We start from the raw sequence: 20238 nt of genomic DNA, 5'->3' as shown, positions 1-20238 counted from the left end.
CGGGAGTTCGCGTGGCTTTACTGGACACCCACCATCCAGAACCCGCGACACCCCCGGAGAAGGCCTCAATGACCGAGTCCCCACCGCACGTCGCTTCGACCGAGCTGGAGCGCGGGCGGGGCCGCAAGGCCCGCGTCGGCGCACAGGTCGGGTTGTTCATCGACATGTTCGACGTCTACCTGCCCGTTATCGTGCTCGGGCCGGCGCAGGAGTACTTCACGCCGGCCGGCTTGCCGGACGCCACGGCGAAGATCCTGACCGCGGCGATCTTCGTCGCGACGCTGCTCGGGCGGCCGCTGGGCGCGCTCATCTTCGGGCACCTCAGCGACCGGCGCGGGCGGCGGCGCGCGTCGATCGCCTCGCTGGTCGGCTTCGGCCTGTGCACGCTGCTGATCGGGCTGCTGCCCGGCTACGCGACGCTCGGCGTGACCGCCGTCGTGCTGCTCGTGGCGCTGCGCTTCCTCGACGGCGTTTTTCTCGGCGGCCAGTACACCGCCGCGACGCCGCTCGCGCTGGAACAGAGCCCGAAGGCGCGCCGCGGTTTCACCGGCGCCGTCATCATGACCGGCTTCCCGCTCGCGTACTGCGCGATCGCCCTGCTGACCACCGCGCTCTTGCTCGTCATCCCGGCCGGCGGCCCGTCGACGCCGTACGCGCAGTGGGGCTGGCGGATCCCGTTCTTCCTCGGCGCCGTTCTCGCGCTGGGCTGGGCGTGGTGGTACGCGCGCAACGTCCAGGAATCCGACGCGTGGCGCGAGCGCGAACCCGGCTCCGGCCGCTCGCCCGTGGCGGAGCTGCTGCGGGGCGGGAACTTGCGCGGTTTCCTCCAGGTCTTCGTGCTCATGTCCGGGATCTGGCTCGCGTTCAACATGGTCGGCGCGGTGCTGCCCGGCGTCCTGCGCACGGGGGCCGGCCTCACCGGCGTGCAGTCGACGCTGGTGCTCGTGGTCGCGTACGCCGTGCTGGCCGCGGCGTACGTCGGCGCCGGGGTGCTGAGCCAGCGCATCGGCCGCAAGCCGTTCCTCATCGCGCAAGGCGTGCTGACGGCGGTTGCCGCGCCGCTGCTGTTCCTGCTCATCGCGAGCGGGCAGCTGGCGGGTGTGGTGCCGGTGGCCGTCGCCGTGGTGGCGCTCGTGCTGGTCGTCGTGTCGACCTACGCCGTGGTGAGCACCTACATCGTGGAACGGTTCCACGTCGGCGTCCGCTCCAGCGCGTACGGGCTCGGTTACACGACCGCCGTGGTCATCCCGTCGTTCTACGCCTTCTACCAGGCCGGGCTGGCGAGGTTCCTGCCCTACGACCTCACCCCGCTGGTCTTGCTCTGCGCGGGCGGGGTGCTCATCGTGGTGGGTGCCGTGTCCGGACCGGAGACGAGACACGTCGACCTCGGGGCCCAGCCCGCCGAGGCACCCGCACTGCAGCCGACCCGCAAGACAGGAGACAGGCCGTGACGATCATCGACCAGGACATGCGCGACATCATCGACCGGGCCATGCTGGCGTTCGCCGCGACCGTGTGCGAAGACGGTTCGCCCAACCTCTCCCCCAAGGGCTCGGTGCGCGTCTACGACGACGAGCACCTGGTGTTCATGGACATCGCCTCGCCCACCACGATCGCGAACCTGCGGCGCGACCCGCGGATCGAGATCAACGTCATCGACTTCTTCAGCCGCCGCGGCTACCGGTTCAAGGGCCGGACCCGCTTCGCCCCGCCGGGCGCGCCGGAGTACGAGTGGCTCAACTCGTGGCTGCTCGAGGTCAACGGGCCCGGGTACCCGGCCAACGAAGTGGTGGTCGTCGACGTCGAGCGCGTGCTGCCGGTCCTGTCGCCCGCCTACACCTGGGGCGGCGCCGAACAGGGCGCGCTGACCGAGGCCTGGGAGGAGCGCTACCGCACCACGATCGCCGAGCACAAGCTCGGGGATCCGGTGACCGGGGAGCGGCAGGCGTGACGGTTCCGGCGACCATGCGGGCCGCGTTCATCCGGGCCACGGGCGGCGTCGAGCGGATCGAGGTCGGGGACCTGCCGACACCGGTTCCGGGGCCGACCGACGTGCTGGTCCGCATGGAGGTGAGCAGCGTCAACCACGTCGACCTGTTCGTGCGGTCGGGCGCGTACCGCACGCCGACGCCGTTCCCGTTCGTCATCGGCCGCGACCTCGTCGGCACGGTGGCCGCGGCCGGTCCGGGGGTCGCCGGCTTCGCGCCCGGCGACCGGGTGTGGTGCAACAGCCTGGGCCACGGCGGCCGGCAGGGCGCGTTCGCGGAGTACGCCGTCGTGCCCGTCGACCGGCTCTACCCCCTGCCCGCGGGCGTGGCGGCGGAGACTGCCGCGCCCGTGCTGCACGGGGCGGCAACGGCGCACGTCGGGCTCTTCCGCGAAGCCCGCCTGGCGCCCGGCGAAACCGTCTTCGTCGGTGGCGCCGGCGGTGCCGTGGGGAGTGCCTTGGTGCAGCTCGCGGCGGCCGCCGGCGCCCGGGTCGTCGCCACGTCGTCACCGCGCGACGTGGCGTGGTGCACGGAATCCGGCGCCGCCGCGGTGATCCCGTACGACGCCGCGGACTTCGATGAGCAGGTGCGCGCGGCCGCCCCCGGCGGGTTCGACGTCTGGTGGGACAACAGCGGCCACCACGACTTCGAGCGGACCCTGCCGCTGCTGCGCCAGGGCGGCCGGGTCGTGCTGATGGCCGGGCTCGGGGCCGCGCCGGTGCTGCCGGTCGGCGCGCTGTACGTGCGCGATCTGAGCCTGCACGGCTTCGCGATCAGCAACGCGTCCGTCTCCGACCTCGCGGCCGCCGCGACGGTCATCAACGCCGGCCTCGCGTCCGGCCGGCTGCGCGTGCGCGTCGGCGCGACGTACCCCCTCGCCGACGCGGCCAAGGCGCACGCGGCGCTGGAGTCCGGTTCGGTGCGCGGGCGGATCCTCGTCCGGCCGAACTGACGCAGTTCAGAGCGCGGCGTTCTCCGCGGCGACCTTCCGCGCGAACGCCCGCTCGATCCCGGCCGTGGTCACGGTCAGCCCGCGCACGACCGAGCCGAGCACCTCGGTGGAGAACCGGGTCGAGGGCATCGAAACGCTGACGGCGGCTCGGAGGTCGTCGTCGTCCGTGCGGACGACGCGGCCCACCGCCGTCACGCCCGCCTCGGTGGCTTCGACGTTGAGCGCGAAGCCCGCGGCCGGGATCCCGTGCAGCTCCTCGCGCAGCGCCTTGAGCGACGGCCGTTCCTGCTCGCGCCCGGCCCAGGCCTCCGGCGCGTAGATCGCCTCGAGTTCCTCCGCGGGCAGCTCGGCCAGGATCGCCTTCCCGCCGGACACGAGGTGCGCGGGGAACACCGAACCCTCCCGGCTGCCCACGCGCAGTACCCGTTTGCCCTCCACCGTGCCGATGAAGCGCATGTGGTCGCCGAAGAGCACCATCAGGTTCGCGCTCTCGTCCAGGCGGGTGGCCAGCGACTCGACGAACGGCATCGCCACCTGCCGCAGCAGGGACACGCGCGAATGCGACCGGGCGGCCAGCGACAGCACCGGGCCCGCGGCGTACGACCGGTCCTCGTCCTGCACCGCGAAGTCGCGGTACACCAGCATCGACAGGAGCCGGTGCGCCGTCGACCTCGCCACGCCCAGGCGCTCCGCCGCGTCGCTGACGCGCAGCGGACCCTCGACCTGGAGGATCACGGCCAGCTGCAGCGCGTGGTCGACGCTCGTCACGGAGTAGCTCGGTGAGTTCTTCATGACGGAATCTCCTCTTCGCCCTGACAGTAGCATTCTAGCGTTGTTTCCCCGTCGTCCCAGTGTTTCACGGGTGATTGGTGTTCTGGACAACAGAACTTGCTGTGCACGTCGGGGTGCCGCGCCGAGAATGGAAGTGTTCCCACGCGGAGAGGAGCCCGCACCGTGCAGTTCTACCTCGACGGCTACCGCCCCGGTGACCCGTTCGTGCAGCAGCCACACCCGTCCGTCGCCGATCGTCCGGCCGGCCTGCCGGAGACGGCCGACGTGCTCATCGTCGGGTCCGGCCCCGCGGGCCTGGTGCTGGCCGCTCAGCTCGCGCAGTTCCCGGAGCTGCGCACGGTGGTCGTCGACCGCCGCGACGGGCCGCTGGAAGTCGGGCAGGCCGACGGCGTCGCCTGCCGCACCGTGGAGATGTTCGAAGCCTTCGGGCTCGCCGACCGGCTGGTGCACGAGGGCTACCGGGTCAACGAGGTCACGTTCTGGCGGCCCGGCGCCGGCGGCATCGAACGGACCGGGCGCATCGACGACGTCGAAGAGGGCCTGTCCGAAATGCCCCACGTGATCGTGAACCAGGCCCGGATGCTGAGTTACCTGCGCGAGCACCTGAGCCGCTCGGCCGCGCGCACGGAACCGTTCTACGGCTTGCACGTGACCGACCTCAAGGTCGACCCCGACCCGGCGGCGGAGCACCCGGTCACGGTGACGCTGCAGCACCTGGAGGGGTTCGAGCCGACGGGGGAGACCTCGACGATCCGCGCCCGCTACGTCGTCGGCTGCGACGGCTCGCGCAGCGCCACCCGGCAGGCCATCGGGCAGGAGCTGCGCGGCGAGGCGGCCGACAAGTCGTGGGGCGTGCTCGACGTGCTGGCGGTGACGGACTTCCCCGACATCCGGCTGAAGTCGGCCATCCACTCCGACCACGGCAGCATCCTGATCATCCCGCGCGAAGGCGGGTACCTGGTGCGCCTCTACATCGAACTCGACAACGAGCGCGACGGCGAAATGCTGCGCTCGCGCACCGTCACGCCGGAGAAGCTCGAGGCCGTCGCCAACCGGATCCTGCACCCCTACAAGATCGACGTGAAGCACGTCGGCTGGTGGACGGTGTACGAAATCGGCCAGCGCCTGTGCGACCGCTTCGACGACAACCCGGTTTCCCCGCGCGTCTTCATCGCGGGCGACGCCTGCCACACCCACAGCGCCAAGGCGGGCCAGGGCATGAACGTCTCGATGGCCGACGCGTGGAACCTGGGCTGGAAGCTCGGTACGGTGCTGCGCGGCACGTCCCGCCCGGAGATCCTCCGGACCTACTCCGAAGAACGCCAGGCCGTCGCCCACCGCCTGATCGAGTTCGACCGCGAGTTCACCACCCTGTTCAGCGGCCACGACGACGATTCCGCGCGCTTCCAGCACTACTTCCGTGAACAGGGCCGGTTCACGGCGGGCGTGGCGGTCCACTATGGAGCGTCGGCGCTCACCGCTTCGGCTCAGCACCAAGGGCTGGCCACCGGGTTCCCCGTGGGGATGCGGTTCCACTCGGCACCGGTGATCCGCCTCGCCGACGCCAAACCGATGCACCTGGGCCACGCCGCCCGCGCCGACGGCGCCTGGCGCCTCTACGCCTTCGCCGACCCGGCGCACCCCGCCGCGGCCGATTCGCGGCTCCGCGCGCTGGGGGAGTTCCTGCCGTCGCTGCTCGACCGCTTCACGCCCGCGGGCGCGGACCCGGATTCGGTCCTCGACGTCCGGGCGGTGCTGCAGCAGGGACATCGCGACCTGACGGTGGCCGATCTGCCGCCGGTTCTGCAGCCGCGCAAGGGGCCGTTCGGTCTGGTGGACTACGAGAAGGCCTTCTGCCCGGCTCCGGCGGGGGACATCTTCGACCTCCGCGGGGTGGATCGCGAGCACGGTTGCGTCGTGGTGGTGCGGCCGGATCAGTACGTCGCGGACGTGGTGCCGCTGGACGCGTTCGACCGCCTGGCGGAGTTCTTCGCCGGAGTGCTCGTGGAGCGGTGATCGGGGTGGCCGTGGGCTTTCGGCTCCCGGCGACGGGCTGAAGCGGGGGGCCACGGCGAGGCCGGGAACCGCTGGCAGCAGGATGGCCGGCACCATCGACCACTGGGCTGGGCAAGCCGCCGACGGCGCGTGACCTGTCGGCGGTGCGCCGGCCGGTTGCGCGTCGGGCAGAAGCACGACAACGGTTTCCGTGCTGCCGAGGACGATTTGGTGCCGGATCCGTCGGACTGAGGCCGGTGGGTTTGTCGGCTTCGCCGGCGCGCGGTGTGGTGCGAAGGGCGATCAAGTTCTGAGCCCGCAAGCGGAAATCCGGCGGACGCGAACGCCTACCGGATCGGCTGGTTCCGGAGTCGCGGCCCGGAGGACGACAGCGGTTTCCGCAGTGCAGAAGAGGTTCGAGTGCCGAAAGGCGTCACCCGCTCGCGGCGGGCCGGTCGGTGAGTGTCAGCTGGGCCGTGCGTTCCCGGCCGTCCGGGCTGCGCACCGTCACGGTGATCACGTCGCCCGGGGAGCGGCGGCGGAGTTCGCCCACGAAGTCCTCCGGGCGGCGCGTCGGGCGGCCGTCGACGGTGAGGAGGATGTCGCCGGGTTGCAGGCCGGCGGTGGCGGCCGGGCCGGCGGGGACGGTGGCGGTGATGATGACGCCGTCGGTGCCCGGGAGGTGGAGCTGGGTGGCGATCTGGGGCGTGATCTGGGCCGGCTCGAGGCCGGCGAAGGCGTGGCGGGCGTGGCCGGTGGTGCGCAGCTGCTCGGCGACGTCCGTGGCGGTCGCGGCGGGGATCGCGAACCCGATGGACACGGCGCCGGCTTGGGGCGGGATGTAGGCCTCGCTGATGCCGACCACCTCGCCCTGCGCGTCGACCACGGCGCCGCCGCTGTTGCCCGGGCTGATGGCGGCGTCGGTCTGGATCAGGTCGACCAGTGCGTGGGTTTCGGTGGCACTGCCGGGAATTTCGCGGTGCAGCCCGGAAACCACCCCCGCCGTGACGCTGTTCTCGAAGCCCAGCGGGCTGCCGATCACGATGGCGAGCTCGCCGATCACCGGCAGCTGGGGCTGGAACCGCGCCGCGGGCAGCCCACGGCGGCTGACCTGCACCAGCGCCAGGTCGGTGTCGACGTCGACCGCCTTGACGGTGCCGGGGTCGCGCCGGCCGTCGGCGAACGCGATCTGCACGGCGGACGCGCCGCGGACGACGTGCTCGTTGGTCAGGATCAGCCCGTCGGCGGTGTAGACGACGCCGCTGCCGTTGCCGCTTCCGGCGAGCACCTTGACGACGCTCGGCAGCAACCGCGCGGACACGGCCGGCACATCGGCCAGGCTCCCGGTGCCGGGCGGCAGCGGGGCGTGCGTGGCCGTTTCGGTCGGGAACGCCGTGGTCGGGTCCGCGGTGCAGGCGGTGGCGAGGAGCAGGGCGGCCAGCACGCCGATGCGGTGACGGCGGGTCGGGCGGGTACCGGTCACGGCGCGCCTTCCTCGGGGCGGTTCACGGGGCCAACCACTGTCCGCCCTGGTCAGCGCCGCTGTCTTCGTCCGCAGCAGGTGATCCGTGTGGCTGTGACCTGAGTCACAACGAAGGCGTGTCGAGAACGCCCGGCCGGCTCCGTCCCCGGGGCGCGAAAGCGGCCGGACCACGGGCCGCCCGAACCGAAACGAGGGAGCACCCATGCAGGCGAACGAGGTCACCGAGGTCCTGAACCGCCCGTACAGCCAGGAGTTGCTGGCCCGCGACCTGACGCGGCTGGGCTACGTCGCGAAGGACGGAACGCCGCGCAACGTGCCGATCGCGTTCACCTGGACCGGCTCGCGGATCGTGATGTGCACGTCGAAGAACGCGCCGAAGCTGGCGTCGCTGCGGGCGAACCCGATGGTCGCGCTGACGATCGACACCGAGATCCACCCGCCGAAGATCCTGCTCGTCCGCGGCCGCGCCGAACTCGACGTCGTCGACGGCATCCCGGACGAGTACCTGCAGATGAACGGCTCGTACCAGATGACGGCCGAGCAGCGCGTCGAGTGGGAGAAGGAGGTGCGCTCGCTCTACGACGGCATGGTCCGGATCGTGGTGACGCCGACGTGGGCGAAGCTGATCGACTTCGAGACGACCCTGCCGAGCGCGGTCGAGGAGCTGGTGCGCGAACGGGAAGAACGCCGGCGCGCCGGATGAATCGCCACCGTCGCGGGGGCCGTGGACACGCGTGAACCGCGGCTCGCGCGCGGCAGGAGCCGGTGACGCGCGGCACGCCAGCGAGCAGTGTCGTGGGGGTTGCGATCATCGTCACCGTTCTCGCGAGCGCTCCGGCTGGCAGTCTGGTGGGGTACCACCGAGGTTTCGGTTCACGGCGATCAGCTGCGGCACGGTGACGATCGCCGTGGTCGCAGCCGACCGTCGCACGTGACCCTCCCGAAAGGACGTTCCATGTCTGCACCTGCCACCCCGTACGTCGTCGTCGGCGTCGACGGGTCCGCGGAGTCCGAGCACGCACTGCGCTGGGCCGAGTTCATCGCCCGCCAGACGGGGTCCGAGGTGCGCGCCGTCATGAGCTGGTCGCCGGTGCTCCCGGGTGGCGGCGTCGCGGTGCTGGGGCCGGACGGCTGGGACCCGGAGGCCGACACGCGGCAGATCCTGGCGACGACTGTGCGCAAGGTCCTCGGCGAAACCCCGTCGGTGGCCGTGGAGGAACGCGTCGTCGAGGGCGGTGCCGCCAAGTCCCTCCTCGAGGAGAGCGCCGAGGCCCGCATGCTCGTCGTCGGCAGCCGGGGCCGTGGTGGCTTCGCGGGTCTGCTGCTGGGTTCGGTGAGCGCGGTGTGCGCGGCGCACGCGAAGTGTCCGGTGCTGATCATCCACGGGGACACGCCGCTGCCGGAATGAGCCGGCATTTCGCCGCTTGGCGCACCTGGCGGACCATCCATTGTGGATCTGTGCCGCCGGGTGCGCGTCGCCCGTCTCAGCGGGGCACGGCGGCGAACTTCGCGACGGCTTCCTCGGTCACCGGCGTGAACAGGTTGACCAGGTTGCCGTCCGGATCGCGGAAGAGGAACGCGCGATTGCCCCACGGCATGGTGGTGGGTGGTGTGACCACGTCGCTGAGGTGGCCGCGCAGGAATTCGTGCCGGGTGTCCACATCGGCCACGAGGAATTCGAGGATCGCGGAGCGGTTGCTCGCCGGGGCGGCCGAGCCGGGGGCGAAGAGGGCGACCGTGCGGGTGCTGCCGATGGCGAGCGTGGCCGACGGGAAGCACACCTCGGCGAAGTCAGGGGTGCTCCAGGTCGCGGGCGTTCCGGTGACGAGTTCGTAGAAGGTGACGAGGCGGTCGACGTCGTCGGTGATCAGGCGGACGGAAGCGAAGTTCACGAGGGTCCTTTCGGTCGAATCGCCTCGAAGGTACGAGGGATCGAGGACGGGTACGGTCCTCGTTCGCAACGATCAGCCCTCCGCATCAGGGCGCCTCTTCGTCCGCCTGCCTCGCCCGAGCCCGCGACCGCTCGCTGTAGCGGATCGTGAAGGTGACCGGTACGACGAAGGCGAGCACCTTGATCACGACCAGCTCGACCGTGGCGTGCGGGGCGAAGTGCAGCAGGAACGCGCCGGCCGCGGCCGAGACGGTGAAGCTCGCCGCCCAGACCGTGGTGATGACCACGTTGACCCGGCGGAAGCGGGGATGGTGCCACACCTGCGGTGGGGTCATGGTGCGGGCGATGCCGAGGGTGAACGGGTGGCGGACCGCCAGCGAGCCCCACGCGGTGAGCGCGAGCCAGGCGTCGGTCAGTGCGCCGACGTAGTCGCGCAGCGGTGAGTCCGGGTCGGCGAAGGCGTAGCCGGACAGGAGTGCGAAGAACACCACCGCGCTCAGCTCGATGATCAGCGTGTCCCACGCCTGGCCGCGGCGGCGCTGCAGGAGCAGAAGACCACCGGCCAGCGCGAGACCGATCAGGCTCGACCAGCGCCAGTCGGCCTGCGTCGAGACGATGGCGAAGCCGATCCACGGGATGAAGCTCTTCAGGTAGTTCACGGCTGGGTCCCTCCCCGGGGCGACGAGCCCTGACGGACCTGTCATAACCGCCGAGCCGGTGGTGCGGCAAGGAGGAGAAAATCAAGCTCCCCGATCCTCACCCGGCGCAGCGCGTCGGGCACTGGCGCCCTGGTTCCGGATGCCGGTGAAGAACGGACCGGACACGCTGCGGGGCCGACTGTCCCACCGGTGATCGAGCACGAGCCGTGAGCTGATTCCGACAGAAATCGATCCGCTGGTACGTAGACATCGCAAGTCGCCAGACATCCGATGGATTGCACTGGAGCGGCTGGAAAGCCTGGCGCTAATGGCGCTACCACAAGAAGTAGGTCGCAGTGGTGATCAAGCCAGAATGTGTCATTGACAGCATTGGTCAGATGTATTTACCTGGACGGCGCCGGAGCCGACAACGTTGTCCACCAGGGCGACGAGCGGTCCCGTCCCGAGCCAGGAGGTCGCTCGTGCCTGATTCCTCGTTCAGCCGCCGGGGGTTTCTCGTCGGGGCCGGCGGGCTCGTCGCCGGGGCGGCGTTGTTCGAGCCCACCGCGTCGGCCGCTCCGGCGCGGCCACTGGCGCCGGTCGACGCGATCGACCCGTTCATCGGCGCGGTGACGACGGCGCCGGACACCGCCTGCGGCAAAACGTTCCCGGGTGCGGTGTCGCCGTTCGGGCTGGTGCAGCTCAGCCCGGACACCGTGTCGGGCGGGGACAACGGCAGCGGCTACTCCTACGAGATGACGTCGCTGGAGGGCTTCAGCTTCCTGCACATGTCCGGCGTCGGCTGCTACGGCGACCTCGGCAACCTCCAGATCCTGCCCCAGACCGGCCCGCTCGTGACGGACCGCGAAGCCGCGAAGAGCCCGTACCGCAAGGAAACCGAGCAGGCGAGCGCCGGTTTCTACGCCGTCGAGCTCGACCGCTACCGGGTCCGGGCCGAGCTCACGGCGGCACCGCGCGCGGGACTGGCGCGGTTCGTCTTCCACGACGCGGGCACCGCGCGGATCAAGGTCGACCTGACCCGCCGCATCGGTGGCGACGGTTCGCACTCGGTGCTGCAGACCGTCCGCCAGGTCGACGACCGCACCGTCGAGGGATCGATGCGCTGCGACCACGGCGGCGGTGGCTGGTTGTGCGGCGGCCAGGTGCTCGTCTACACCGTGTACTTCTCGATGCGCTTCAGCCGCCCGGTGAGCGTGTTCGGCACGTGGGACGGCGCCGACGTGTCGACCACTGTCTCGGAGCGCACCGGCACGCAGCTCGGGTTCTTCGTCGAGTTCCCGACCGGCGCGGAGGAGGAGACGCTGGTCAAGGCCGGAGTGTCCTTTGTGGACGTCGACGGGGCCAGGGCGAACCTCGCCCACGACCAGCCCGGCTGGGATTTCCGCGCCACCGCGGCCGCGGTGCGGCGCCGGTGGTCGGACGCCGTGGGCCAGATCCGCGTCGAGGGCGGCACGGACGAGCAGCGGCGGATCTTCTACACCGCGCTCTACCACACCAAGATCGACCCGCGCGTGTTCGGCGACGTGGACGGCCGCTCCCGCGTCGGCGACGCCGCGCCGATCCGCACGCCGTACGGGCGCCGCACGCTGTTCTCCGGATGGGACGTCTTCCGCGCCCAGTTCCCGTTGCTGGCCCTGCTGGAGCCCGGCGCCGTCTCGGACACGATCGCGTCGCTCCTCGAACTCACCGACGCCGGCCTGGCCAAGGGACTGCCGCGGTGGGAGCTACTGGGCCGCGACCTGGACACGATGATCGGCGACGGTGCGGTCAACGTCATCGCCGAGGCCCACCTCAAGGGCATCGGCGGCTTCGACCTCGCGAAGGCCTACCGGTTCAGCCGGGAGGTCGCGCTCGGCCCGGCCGCCCGCTCCAACCGCACGGACTTCGCGAACTGGACCAGCCTCGGCTACTGCGGCGCGACCAGCATTTCGGCCACCCTGGAGAACTGCTACACCGACCACGCCCTCGCGAAGCTGGCCGACGCGCTCGGCCACCCCGACGACGCCCGCACCCTGCGCGCCACCGCCCAGAACTACCGCAAGATCTTCAACGCCGGCGACGGCTGGTTCCGCGGCCGCAACGCCGACGGGAGCTGGCAAGGACCCGGCGACGGCTGCATCGAAAGCACTCCGGCCCAGCAGGGCTGGTTCGTGCCCCACGACGTGCAAGGGCTGATCGACCTGGTCGGCGGGCGCGCGGCGTTCGTCGAGCGGCTCACCGCGATCTTCGAGGCCACGTCACCGGAGCAGATCCGCGGCTGGAACGAGAACTACAACCACTCCAACGAACCCGTGCACCAGATGGCGTTCCTCTTCACCTACGCCGGCGCTCCGTGGCTGACGCAGAAGTGGTCGCGCTACGTCTGTCAGTACGCCTACCAGGCGAACCCCCAGGGGCTGGCCGGCAACGACGACGCCGGGCAGATGTCGGCCTGGTACGTGCTCGCCGCCACCGGCTTCTACCCGGTCAGCCCCGTCGACGGCGTCTACGTGCTGGGCAGCCCGCTGTTCGAACGCGCCCAGCTCGCCCTGGGGAACGGCGAGAAGTTCGTCGTCGAAGCCGAGGGTGCCGCCCAGGGGCTCGCGTTCATCCAGTCCGCACGCCTCAACGGCCGCCCGCTGCAGCGCGCGTGGCTCACCCACGACGAGATCGCCGGCGGCGGGGTGCTGCACCTGCGGATGGGCGCGACCCCGAACACGACGTGGGCCACCGATCCCCGGTGGGCGCCACCCTCGGCGTCCGCACCCAGGTGAAGCCCTGCCCGGCTGCCGCTCGGCCACAGATCACGCAGGTCAACCAACCCGGACGTGAACGGCGAACGACCGGATACCCGGCATTCCACTGTGGATATTTAGCGCTGCTTAGCAGATGGATCCCGCGTTGCCAAGATCTAGGAACGCCCGCGCCGCTGTTGATACGGTCACCGCCGCCATAAGTACGCGATATATGACGGTCCCCTTGTCCGGAAGGTCGGCGTATGTGCCAGTTGTGCGGTTCGGAAGTCACGCCCTCGACGGTTTCCCGGCGGACGTTGTTCGCCGCCGCGGCAGGGCTGGCGGTGGCGCCGATGGTGGTGGGCACCTCGGCCGCCTCGGCGGCGCCGCGGCCCGACGACGGCGCGGACCTCATCCTCCACAACGGACACGTCATCACCGCGGCGCTGCACGGGCACGCCGCGCAGGCCGTGGCGATCGGCGGCGGGCGGATCCTCGCGACCGGCCCGTCGAGCCAGGTCCTGCGGCTCGCCGGGCGGCGCACCCGCCGGATCGACCTGCGCGGGCGCACGGTGGTGCCCGGCCTGATCGACAGTCACCTGCACCAGTTCAACTCCGCGCTCGACCGGCCCAACGTGTCGCTGCTGGAAGCGCGCAGCATCGCCGACGTCGTCGCGCGCATCGGTGAGCGCGTGGCCGCGAGTGCCGCCGGCGCCTGGGTGCAGGCGCGGTCGGGCTGGCACGAAAGCCTGCTGGCCGAAGGCCGCCTGCCGACGCGCTCCGAGCTCGACGCCGTGTCGCCCCAGAACCCGGTGTACATCCCGCGTGGCGGGCACGTCGCCACCGTCAACAGCGCCGCGCTGGCGCTGGCCGGCATCACGCGCGACACGAAGGACCCGACCGGCGGCGTGATCGTGCGCGACGCGAACGGCGAGCCCACCGGTGTCCTGCTGGAGCGCGCTCGCGCGTTGATCACGCCCGTCCTGCCGCCCCCGCCGTCGGCCGATCAGCAGCGGCAGCAGTTGCGCGACCAGATGGCCGAGCACAACGCGCTCGGCATCACCGGCGTCACCGAACCCGGGCTCTCGCCCGACCAGATCGACATCTACACCGGCCTGTGGCACGACCACCAGCTGACCACCCGCGCGCACCTGCTCTGGCGGATCGCCGCGCTCGCGGACGTGGACGCGGCCGTCGCGGCCTTCAAGCCGCACACCGGCGACGACCTGCTCCGCTTCGACGGCCTGAAGTACCTGTCCGACGGCGGCGTCGAAGGCGGGTTCCTGCGCGATCCGTACCAGATCGTGCCGGGGGAGCAGACCAGCGCCGACTACCACGGCGTGCAGCTGCTACCGCCCGGCGGCGCCGACGAGCTGACCGAGATGTATCGCCGCGCGGCGCAGCACGGCTTCCAGGTGCAGACGCACGTCGTCGGCGACGCGGCGATGGACTTCGTCGTGGGGGTCATGGACACCGTGCACCGCGAGACCCCGCTCGCGCGGCTGCGCTGGGTGCTGATGCACCTGTTCCTGCCCAGCAGCGAGAACATGGCGCGCATGCGCAAGATGGGGCTGCTCGCGAGCGTGCAGGACCACCCCGTGCTGCTCGGTGCCAACCAGGTCAAGTGGTGGGGCGAGGAACGCGGGGCGCGGGCGATCCCGATCCGCGAGATCCTCGACGCCGGCCTCGTCGCCGGTGGCGGCACCGACGCGCCCGTCGTGCCGCCGAACCCGCTGTGGTCGCTCGGCTGGATGGTCACGCGCGAGACGCTCAAGGGCGACGTCCTCGGCCCCGAACACGCGATCACCGCGCGCGAGGCCCTGCACCTCTACACCCTCGGCAGCGCCACCACGCAGTTCGCCGAGCACACCCTCGGCACGATCGACCGCGGCAAGCTGGCCGACGTCGTGGTGCTCGACGCCGACCCGCTGTCGGTGGATCCCGGTGCCATCAAGGACATCGGGGTCGACCTGACCGTGGTGGACGGCCGGGTGGTGTACGAAAAGGACTGATCAGGCGGTCTTCTCAGCCGGCCAGTTGCGCACGGCCGGCGCGTAGCCCGCGGGTTTGTCGCCGACCTTCGCGCCGGTGCTGACCAGCCACGACTGGTACTCCGGCGTGAACATGCGGTACACGCCCGCGGGCGGCGTCGCGCTGGCGCGGTCGAGGTCGGCGCGGAGCTCCGCGGGCAGCTCGAAGTCGAGGGCCGCCAGCGTCGAGCCGAGCTGCTCGGGGCTGCTGGCGCCGACGATCGCCGACGCGATGCCGGGCTGCGTGGCGACCCAGTTGATCGCGACCTGCGCCATCGGCACACCGAGCTGCTCGGCCGCCGTCTCGAGCGTCTTGAGCAGTTGCCACTGCTGCGGCGTCCAGGTGTCGCCGCCTTCGGCCAGGCGGCCCTGGCCGGTGACGGCGTCGCCCGAGCTGCGGTACTTGCCGCTCAGGAACCCGCCGCCGAGCGGGCTCCACGCGGTGACACCGAGGCCGAGCTGCTGCGCCGCGGGCACGTGCTCGGTCTCGATGCCGCGCTCGATCAGCGAGTACGGCAGCTGGAGGCTGACCATCGGCGTCAGCGAGTTCGCGTCGGCGAGGGTCTGGGCGCGCGAGGCGTACCAGGCGGGGACGTCGGACAGGCCCGCGTAGCGGATCTTCCCGGCGGTCACCAGGTCGTCGAACGTGCGCAGGACCTCCTCCACCGGGGTGATGCGGTCCCAGGTGTGCAGCAGGAACAGGTCGACGTAGTCCGTGCGCAGGCGCCGCAGCGAAGCCTCCAGCGCACGGACCAGGTGTTTGCGCCCGTTGCCGCCCGCGTTCGGGTCGCCGGGGTCGACGCTGTTGGTGAACTTGGTGGTCACGACCATCCGGTCGCGGTTGCCGGCCTCGGCCATGAACTGGCCGAGCAGTTCTTCGCTGTGGCCGGCCGTGTAGAAGTCGGCGGTGTCGAGGAAGTTGCCGCCGGCCTCGACGTAGCGGCGGAAGATCGGCCGAGCTTCGTCGGCGGTTTTGCCGTAGGGGGCGTGGAATCCCGCCGTGCCGAAGTTCATCGTCCCGAGCGCGAGCCGGCTGACGCGGAGCCCGGAGCGGCCGAGCAGGTAGTACTGGTCGAAAGTCATGACCCCACCGTGCTCGGCCGAAAATGGACCCGCAAGTCCAGAGTTGCGCGAAGCCGGGCCGGGAGGGCCGCGCCGCCCTCCCGGCCCGGTGCTAGCGGCCCGCGGTGAACGCCACCGTGAGACCGCCGAGGCGGGCGGTGTGCGGTCCGCGCGCCAGGTTTCGCAGGTCGAACGACAGCCGCGTCGACCGGTCGGTGCCCAGCGACACCGTCTGCTCGCCGGCGACCGCGCCGTCGAGCCACAGCACGCCCGTGTACGAACCGGCGCGTTCGCCGACGTTCTTCACCGCCGTCGTGATCCGCGCGTGGCCGTGGGTGTCGGCCGTGAGGTCCGAGACGGCGAAGCGCGGTTCGGGCCCCGGGGTGCGGTCGTGGACGAACACGTCGGAGTAGCCGTTCGTGTCCCCGGCGACGAGGTTCGTCGCTTCGCTTTCGAAGGCGACGTACTTGCCGTCGGCGCTGATCGACGGGAAGTCGCTGTACGCGTCGCCCAGTTCGCCGTACGGGCCGCCGGAGATCTTCTCGGTCGTCCGGGCGCGCAGGTCGCGCACGTAGACGTCGGAGAAGGCGTCGTCGCCGGCGACGAGGTTGGTGGCGAAGCTGAAGAACGCCACGAACTCGCCGTTCGCGCTGATCCGCGGGCTGGCGGAGTACGCGTTCGCGCCGCCGGCCGCGCCCAGCGCCTGCGTCACGAGGGTGTTGGTGTGCGTCTGCCGGTCGTAGACGTACACCTGGAAGCCCTCTTCGGTGCCGCTGATCGCGTACGCGACCTTGCGGCCGTCGGCGCTGATCGACGGCTGCGTGGCCTCCGCTCCGGCGGGCGCCGGGATCAGCTCGGTGGTCCCGGCGCGCCGGTCGCGCACGAACACGTCGCGGTGGGTGTTCGCGGTGCCCGGCACGAGGTTCTCCGCGCCGCTTTCGAACGCCACGAACCGGCCGTCGGCGCTGACGCTCGGCTCGAGCGAGTCGCCGTTCGCCGGCGCGCCGCCCGCGCCCGCCGACACCAGTTCGGTGCGGCCGCTGACGCGGTCGCGCAGGAACACGTCCTGGCGGCCGTTGGTGTCCCCGGGCACCAGGTTGGTGGCGGTGCTGAGGAATACGGCGTAGCGGTCGTCCGCGGTCACGACCGGCTGGCTCGACGACTGGTCCGCCTGCACCCCGCCCGTGCCGACCGAGACCCGCTCGGTCCGGCCCGTCTTGCGGTCGTGCACGAACGCGTCGGGCACGCCGTTGGTGTCACCCGGCACGAGGTTCGTGGCGCCGCTGAGGAATCCGACGTAGCGGCCGTCGGGGCTGACGGTCGGACTGATCGCCCACGCGTTCGCGCCCGTGCCGTCGGAGGCGACGGACATCCGCTCGACGATCCCGGTGCGGGCGTCCCTCGCGAAGACGTCGACGTCCTCGTTGGTGTCGCCGGGCACGAGGTCCGGCGCCAGATCGCCGAACGCGATCACGCCGCCGTCGCCGCTGAGCGCGGGCCAGAACGCGTCCGCGTGGACCTCCTGTCCGGTACCGGACAAGGAAACGCGCTGGGTCGCGGCCGGGCGGGGCAACGCGAAGTCCGTGCTGCCGCGGGACTTCTTGCCCGTGACGACGACCCGGCGCGGGTCGGTGGCCGAGATGCCGAGCGCGGACGCGGACACCTGGTACGTGCCCTCGGGCACGTCCCGCACGGTGTAGCCGCCACTGCGGTCGGACACGGCGGTGAGCTCGTCCGGGACGCCGAGCACGCGGACGGTGGCGCCGGGCACCGCCGAGCGCGTCGGGCCGTAGGTCACGCGGCCGGTGATCGTGCCGCGCGGGGTCGGCTGGAGCGTGATCTTCAGGCCGGCGATCGTGCCGTCGACGACGGTGGCGCTCACGTGCTGGTCGCGGTAACCGAAGCGGGACAGCGCGAGGTCGTAGCGGCCCGCGGGCAGGCGCAGCGTGAAGTGCCCGGCGGCGTCGGTCGTGGCCTTGCGGCCGGTCGACGTGACGGTGATCGTGGTGCCGGACAAGGGTTCCCGGGTCCGGTCGGCGGTGACCGTGCCGCTGACGCCGCTGGTGAGCGATGCCTCGGCGACGGCCGCGTACGCGTCGATCCGGCCCGCGCCGTAACGGGTGTTGGGGAGCGCGCCGTAGCGGTCGTCGGAGAACGCCGTGCCCTTGAGGATGTCGAGCGTGTCGTCGACGCTCAGGTCCGGGTTCGCCTGCCGCATCAGGGCGACGGTGCCCGAGACGTGCGGTGTGGCCATCGACGTGCCGCTCAGGCTGCCGTACTCGCCGCCGGGCAGGGCCGACGTGACGTCGAGACCGGGCGCGGACAGGTCGGGCACGACGTAGCCGGCCGGCCAGGACTCCGGAGCGTTCTGCCAGTCGGTCTTGTGGACGACGCCGCCGCACGAGAAGTCGGGCACGTTGTCGTTGCCGTCGGTCGCGCCGACGCCCACGGACTCGTAGACGTTGCCGGGGCTGGCCGAACCGCCGGGCACGCAGTCGTTGCCGATCGCGAAGGCCGGGAACGCGCCGGCGAGGTAGATGTTGCGCGCGGGCTCGACCATTTCGTCGGAGTAGCCCTCTTCGCCGAGCGACATGCTGACGACGTCGGCCGGCTTCCCGGCGGGTTTGCCGTCGGCGTCGTACGGCGCGATCGCCCACTGCATGCCGGCGATGACCTGCGCGAGCGTGCCGGTCCCGCCCGGGATCACGAGGCCCGCCATCAGGTCCGCGCCGGGTGCGACGCCGATCTGCTCGCCGGACGCGTCGCCACCGGCGATGGTGCCGGCGACGTGGGTGCCGTGGTAGGCGCTGTCGTGCGGCGTGGAGTGCACGGGCCTGCCGTCCTCGCCGAATTCGAGCCAGCCGCCGGGGTGTTCGGGATCGGAGGGGTCGTCGGTCACGAGTTTGCCCGCGAGGTCGGGGTGCCCGGCGTCGATGCCGGTGTCGAGGATCGCGACGCGCACGCCCTCGCCCGTGAGCCCGCGTTCCCGCTGCACGCGGTCGGCGCCGATCTTCTGCACGCCCCACGTCGCCGTCTCGCCGGTCCGGCGCGCGGCGACCTTCTCGACCGGCGGCTCCGTCGGCGTCGTGAGGGTGAAGTTCGGGATCACGTGGTCGACCAGCGGCAGCGCGGCGACGGCGTCGAGAGTGGCCGGCGTGGCGCGCACGAGGACCATGTTCTTGAGCCAGAACGTGTTCACGACCTGGTCGCCGCGCGCGTCGACGAGGTTCACCACCGGCGCCTGCATGGCGGCGGCCGAATCGGTGAGCTGCTCGCGGGCTCCGGCACGCGTGAGCCCGGTGCGGTCCTTGAGGACCACGGCGGCTTCGAACCGGGTGTCCGCTCCGGTCCGGGCCGTGGCCATCCGGGTTCTCAGCTCCTGGGCGATCTTCGGCGAGTGGGCCGGGCCGGTGGGGGTGGCCGACGTCGGCACCGCGGGCAGCGCGCCCAGCGTCCCGGCGGTGACCAGCACCGCGAGGACCAGGCGTTGCCCGCGCGTCCGCAAGGCGGACAGGGACATGGGGAGACTCCTTCGCTCCGTCATCTCTGGCGGGGGAGATGTGGCGGGCGCGTCGGGGTGGGCGCCCGCCACCCGGAAAACGGTGCAGGAGTGATCAGGGGCGTGACAAGCTCGCAGCGTGGCCAGTTCCGGTCAGCTGTCGGGTTTCCGACACCCTTCGTGGTCCGGACCAGTGGGAGGAACGACGTGCTCGAGGCGATCGGGCTCAGCGGTGACGACGAAGCGGTCTACGACGCGCTCGTCCACCGGACGCAGGCGACGGCCGCCGAACTGGCGGAAGACTGCCGGCGCCCGCCGGCGGGCGTGCGCCGGACGGTGCGGCGGCTCGTGGCCCTCGGGCTGGCGACGCGCTCGGCGGGACGGCCTTCGCGGTTCGTCGTGGTGCCGCCGGACCGCGCGATCGAGGCCGTGGTGCAGGAACGCGAAGCCGCGCTGCGCGACACGCGCCGCCACATCGCGTCGCTGACGGCCACCTACCGCGCGAGCACCCGCTTCGCGCACCCGGGCGAGCTGGTGGAGGTGATCTCCGGACGCGACGAGGTCAACGAGCGGTGGGCGCGGGTGCAGCAGGAGGTCCGGGTGCAGATGCGCGGGTTCGACCGCCCGCCCTACGCCGCGCCGAACGGGCACCAGGAGCCGAACCACCTCGAGCTCGCGTTGCTGGAGCGGGGTGTGCGCTACCGCGTCGTCTACGACAAGAGCGCGCTCGAACTCAGCGGTGTCCTCGAGGACATCGCGGTCGGCGTGCGGCACGGCGAAGAGGCCCGGATCGCCGGCGACGTGCCGATGAAGCTCGCGATCGCCGACGACCGGTACGCGATGATCCCCCTGCTGCGTCCCGGCGACGTGGCGTTGACCGCTTCGTACGTGATCCACCCGTCACCGCTGCTGGACGCGCTGATCGCGTTGTTCGAAGCGGTGTGGGCGCGCAGCGTGCCCTTCCAGTCGGGCGCGGCGGACGCCTTGCCGCCCGGCGAGGCGCAGCTGCTGGCGCTGCTGGCGTCGGGGCTGACGGACAAGGCGGTCGGGCGCGCGCTCGGCTGGAGCGAACGCACGGTGCAGCGGCACGTCACGAAGCTGATGCACCGCGTCGGCGCGCGGACGCGGTTCCAGATCGCGATGGAAGCCACGCGGCGGGGCTGGTTGTGACGG

15 protein-coding genes are annotated in these 20238 nt (G+C 71.7%); 9 read left to right on the top strand and 6 right to left on the bottom strand.

Going from position 1 to position 20238, the window contains the following annotated elements:
* The first annotated feature begins 68 nt into the window (after window positions 1-68).
* From ACIA77_RS23605 to ACIA77_RS23595, 3 genes are read left to right on the top strand one after another with little or no spacing between them, the layout of a single operon-like run.
* A complete protein-coding gene (locus ACIA77_RS23605) occupies window positions 69-1451 on the top strand; it encodes an MFS transporter (RefSeq protein ID WP_395888104.1) in 1383 nt (460 codons plus the stop codon).
* Window positions 1448-1951, top strand: a complete 504-nt coding sequence (locus ACIA77_RS23600) for a pyridoxamine 5'-phosphate oxidase family protein (RefSeq protein WP_395888103.1) — start codon at window positions 1448-1450, stop codon at window positions 1949-1951. Before ACIA77_RS23605 ends, ACIA77_RS23600 begins: the two co-directional genes overlap by 4 nt.
* Complete coding sequence (locus ACIA77_RS23595; protein WP_395888102.1) at window positions 1948-2940, top strand: NADPH:quinone reductase; 993 nt, start codon at window positions 1948-1950, stop codon at window positions 2938-2940. Before ACIA77_RS23600 ends, ACIA77_RS23595 begins: the two co-directional genes overlap by 4 nt.
* 6 nt (window positions 2941-2946) lie before the next feature.
* Here ACIA77_RS23595 and ACIA77_RS23590 read toward each other — a convergent pair whose 3' ends face one another.
* Window positions 2947-3732, bottom strand: a complete 786-nt coding sequence (locus ACIA77_RS23590; protein ID WP_395888101.1) for an IclR family transcriptional regulator — start codon at window positions 3730-3732, stop codon at window positions 2947-2949.
* Between the two features lie 162 nt (window positions 3733-3894).
* Between ACIA77_RS23590 and ACIA77_RS23585 the strand changes: the two genes are divergently transcribed.
* Entirely contained in the window at window positions 3895-5748 is a 1854-nt protein-coding gene (locus tag ACIA77_RS23585) for an FAD-dependent monooxygenase (RefSeq protein ID WP_395888100.1), read from the top strand.
* A gap of 412 nt (window positions 5749-6160) precedes the next feature.
* On the opposite strand, the gene ACIA77_RS23580 is transcribed toward ACIA77_RS23585, so the two are convergent.
* A complete protein-coding gene (locus tag ACIA77_RS23580; protein ID WP_395888099.1) occupies window positions 6161-7210 on the bottom strand; it encodes a S1C family serine protease in 1050 nt (349 codons plus the stop codon).
* A gap of 202 nt (window positions 7211-7412) precedes the next feature.
* Here ACIA77_RS23580 and ACIA77_RS23575 point away from each other — a divergent pair, with 202 nt between their 5' ends.
* Together ACIA77_RS23575 and ACIA77_RS23570 are read left to right on the top strand one after the other, a co-directional pair.
* Window positions 7413-7913: a pyridoxamine 5'-phosphate oxidase family protein gene (locus ACIA77_RS23575; RefSeq protein WP_395888098.1), complete on the top strand. Its 501-nt coding sequence runs from the start codon at window positions 7413-7415 to the stop codon at window positions 7911-7913.
* A gap of 252 nt (window positions 7914-8165) precedes the next feature.
* Window positions 8166-8618, top strand: a complete 453-nt coding sequence (locus ACIA77_RS23570; RefSeq protein WP_395888097.1) for a universal stress protein — start codon at window positions 8166-8168, stop codon at window positions 8616-8618.
* A gap of 76 nt (window positions 8619-8694) precedes the next feature.
* Here ACIA77_RS23570 and ACIA77_RS23565 read toward each other — a convergent pair whose 3' ends face one another.
* Together ACIA77_RS23565 and ACIA77_RS23560 are read right to left on the bottom strand one after the other, a co-directional pair.
* Window positions 8695-9102: a VOC family protein gene (locus ACIA77_RS23565; protein ID WP_395888096.1), complete on the bottom strand. Its 408-nt coding sequence runs from the start codon at window positions 9100-9102 to the stop codon at window positions 8695-8697.
* 85 nt (window positions 9103-9187) lie between these two features.
* A complete protein-coding gene (locus tag ACIA77_RS23560; protein ID WP_395888095.1) occupies window positions 9188-9760 on the bottom strand; it encodes a hypothetical protein in 573 nt (190 codons plus the stop codon).
* 461 nt (window positions 9761-10221) lie between these two features.
* Here ACIA77_RS23560 and ACIA77_RS23555 point away from each other — a divergent pair, with 461 nt between their 5' ends.
* Window positions 10222-12513, top strand: a complete 2292-nt coding sequence (locus ACIA77_RS23555) for a GH92 family glycosyl hydrolase (protein WP_395888094.1) — start codon at window positions 10222-10224, stop codon at window positions 12511-12513.
* 224 nt (window positions 12514-12737) lie between these two features.
* A complete protein-coding gene (locus ACIA77_RS23550) occupies window positions 12738-14486 on the top strand; it encodes an amidohydrolase (protein ID WP_395888093.1) in 1749 nt (582 codons plus the stop codon).
* Here the strand turns inward: ACIA77_RS23550 and ACIA77_RS23545 are convergent, their stop codons facing one another.
* The gene (locus tag ACIA77_RS23545) at window positions 14487-15587 is read right to left on the bottom strand and encodes an aldo/keto reductase (RefSeq protein ID WP_395888092.1); all 1101 of its coding nucleotides are present in this window, start codon (window positions 15585-15587) and stop codon (window positions 14487-14489) included.
* A 91-nt stretch (window positions 15588-15678) separates the two neighbouring features.
* Window positions 15679-19086, bottom strand: a complete 3408-nt coding sequence (locus ACIA77_RS23540) for a S8 family serine peptidase (protein WP_395888091.1) — start codon at window positions 19084-19086, stop codon at window positions 15679-15681.
* 186 nt (window positions 19087-19272) lie between these two features.
* On the opposite strand from ACIA77_RS23540, the gene ACIA77_RS23535 reads away from it, so the two are divergent.
* Window positions 19273-20235: a helix-turn-helix domain-containing protein gene (locus tag ACIA77_RS23535; protein WP_395888090.1), complete on the top strand. Its 963-nt coding sequence runs from the start codon at window positions 19273-19275 to the stop codon at window positions 20233-20235.
* The last annotated feature ends 3 nt before the right edge of the window (window positions 20236-20238 follow it).

This window comes from Amycolatopsis sp. NPDC051903, from assembly GCF_044452505.1.
GTDB lineage: Bacteria > Actinomycetota > Actinomycetes > Mycobacteriales > Pseudonocardiaceae > Amycolatopsis.
This window is presented reverse-complemented; position numbering and strand designations above follow the sequence as displayed.

Excerpts from the sequence above, each read along its gene's own strand:
- ACIA77_RS23550 (WP_395888093.1), top strand. The coding sequence starts at position 12,738 with ATGTGCCAGTTGTGCGGTTCGGAAGTCACGCCCTCGACGGTTTCCCGG.
- ACIA77_RS23545 (WP_395888092.1), bottom strand. The coding sequence starts at position 15,587 with ATGACTTTCGACCAGTACTACCTGCTCGGCCGCTCCGGGCTCCGCGTC.
- ACIA77_RS23605 (WP_395888104.1), top strand. The coding sequence starts at position 69 with ATGACCGAGTCCCCACCGCACGTCGCTTCGACCGAGCTGGAGCGCGGG.
- ACIA77_RS23570 (WP_395888097.1), top strand. The coding sequence starts at position 8,166 with ATGTCTGCACCTGCCACCCCGTACGTCGTCGTCGGCGTCGACGGGTCC.
- ACIA77_RS23575 (WP_395888098.1), top strand. The coding sequence starts at position 7,413 with ATGCAGGCGAACGAGGTCACCGAGGTCCTGAACCGCCCGTACAGCCAG.
- ACIA77_RS23590 (WP_395888101.1), bottom strand. The coding sequence starts at position 3,732 with ATGAAGAACTCACCGAGCTACTCCGTGACGAGCGTCGACCACGCGCTG.
- ACIA77_RS23540 (WP_395888091.1), bottom strand. The coding sequence starts at position 19,086 with ATGTCCCTGTCCGCCTTGCGGACGCGCGGGCAACGCCTGGTCCTCGCG.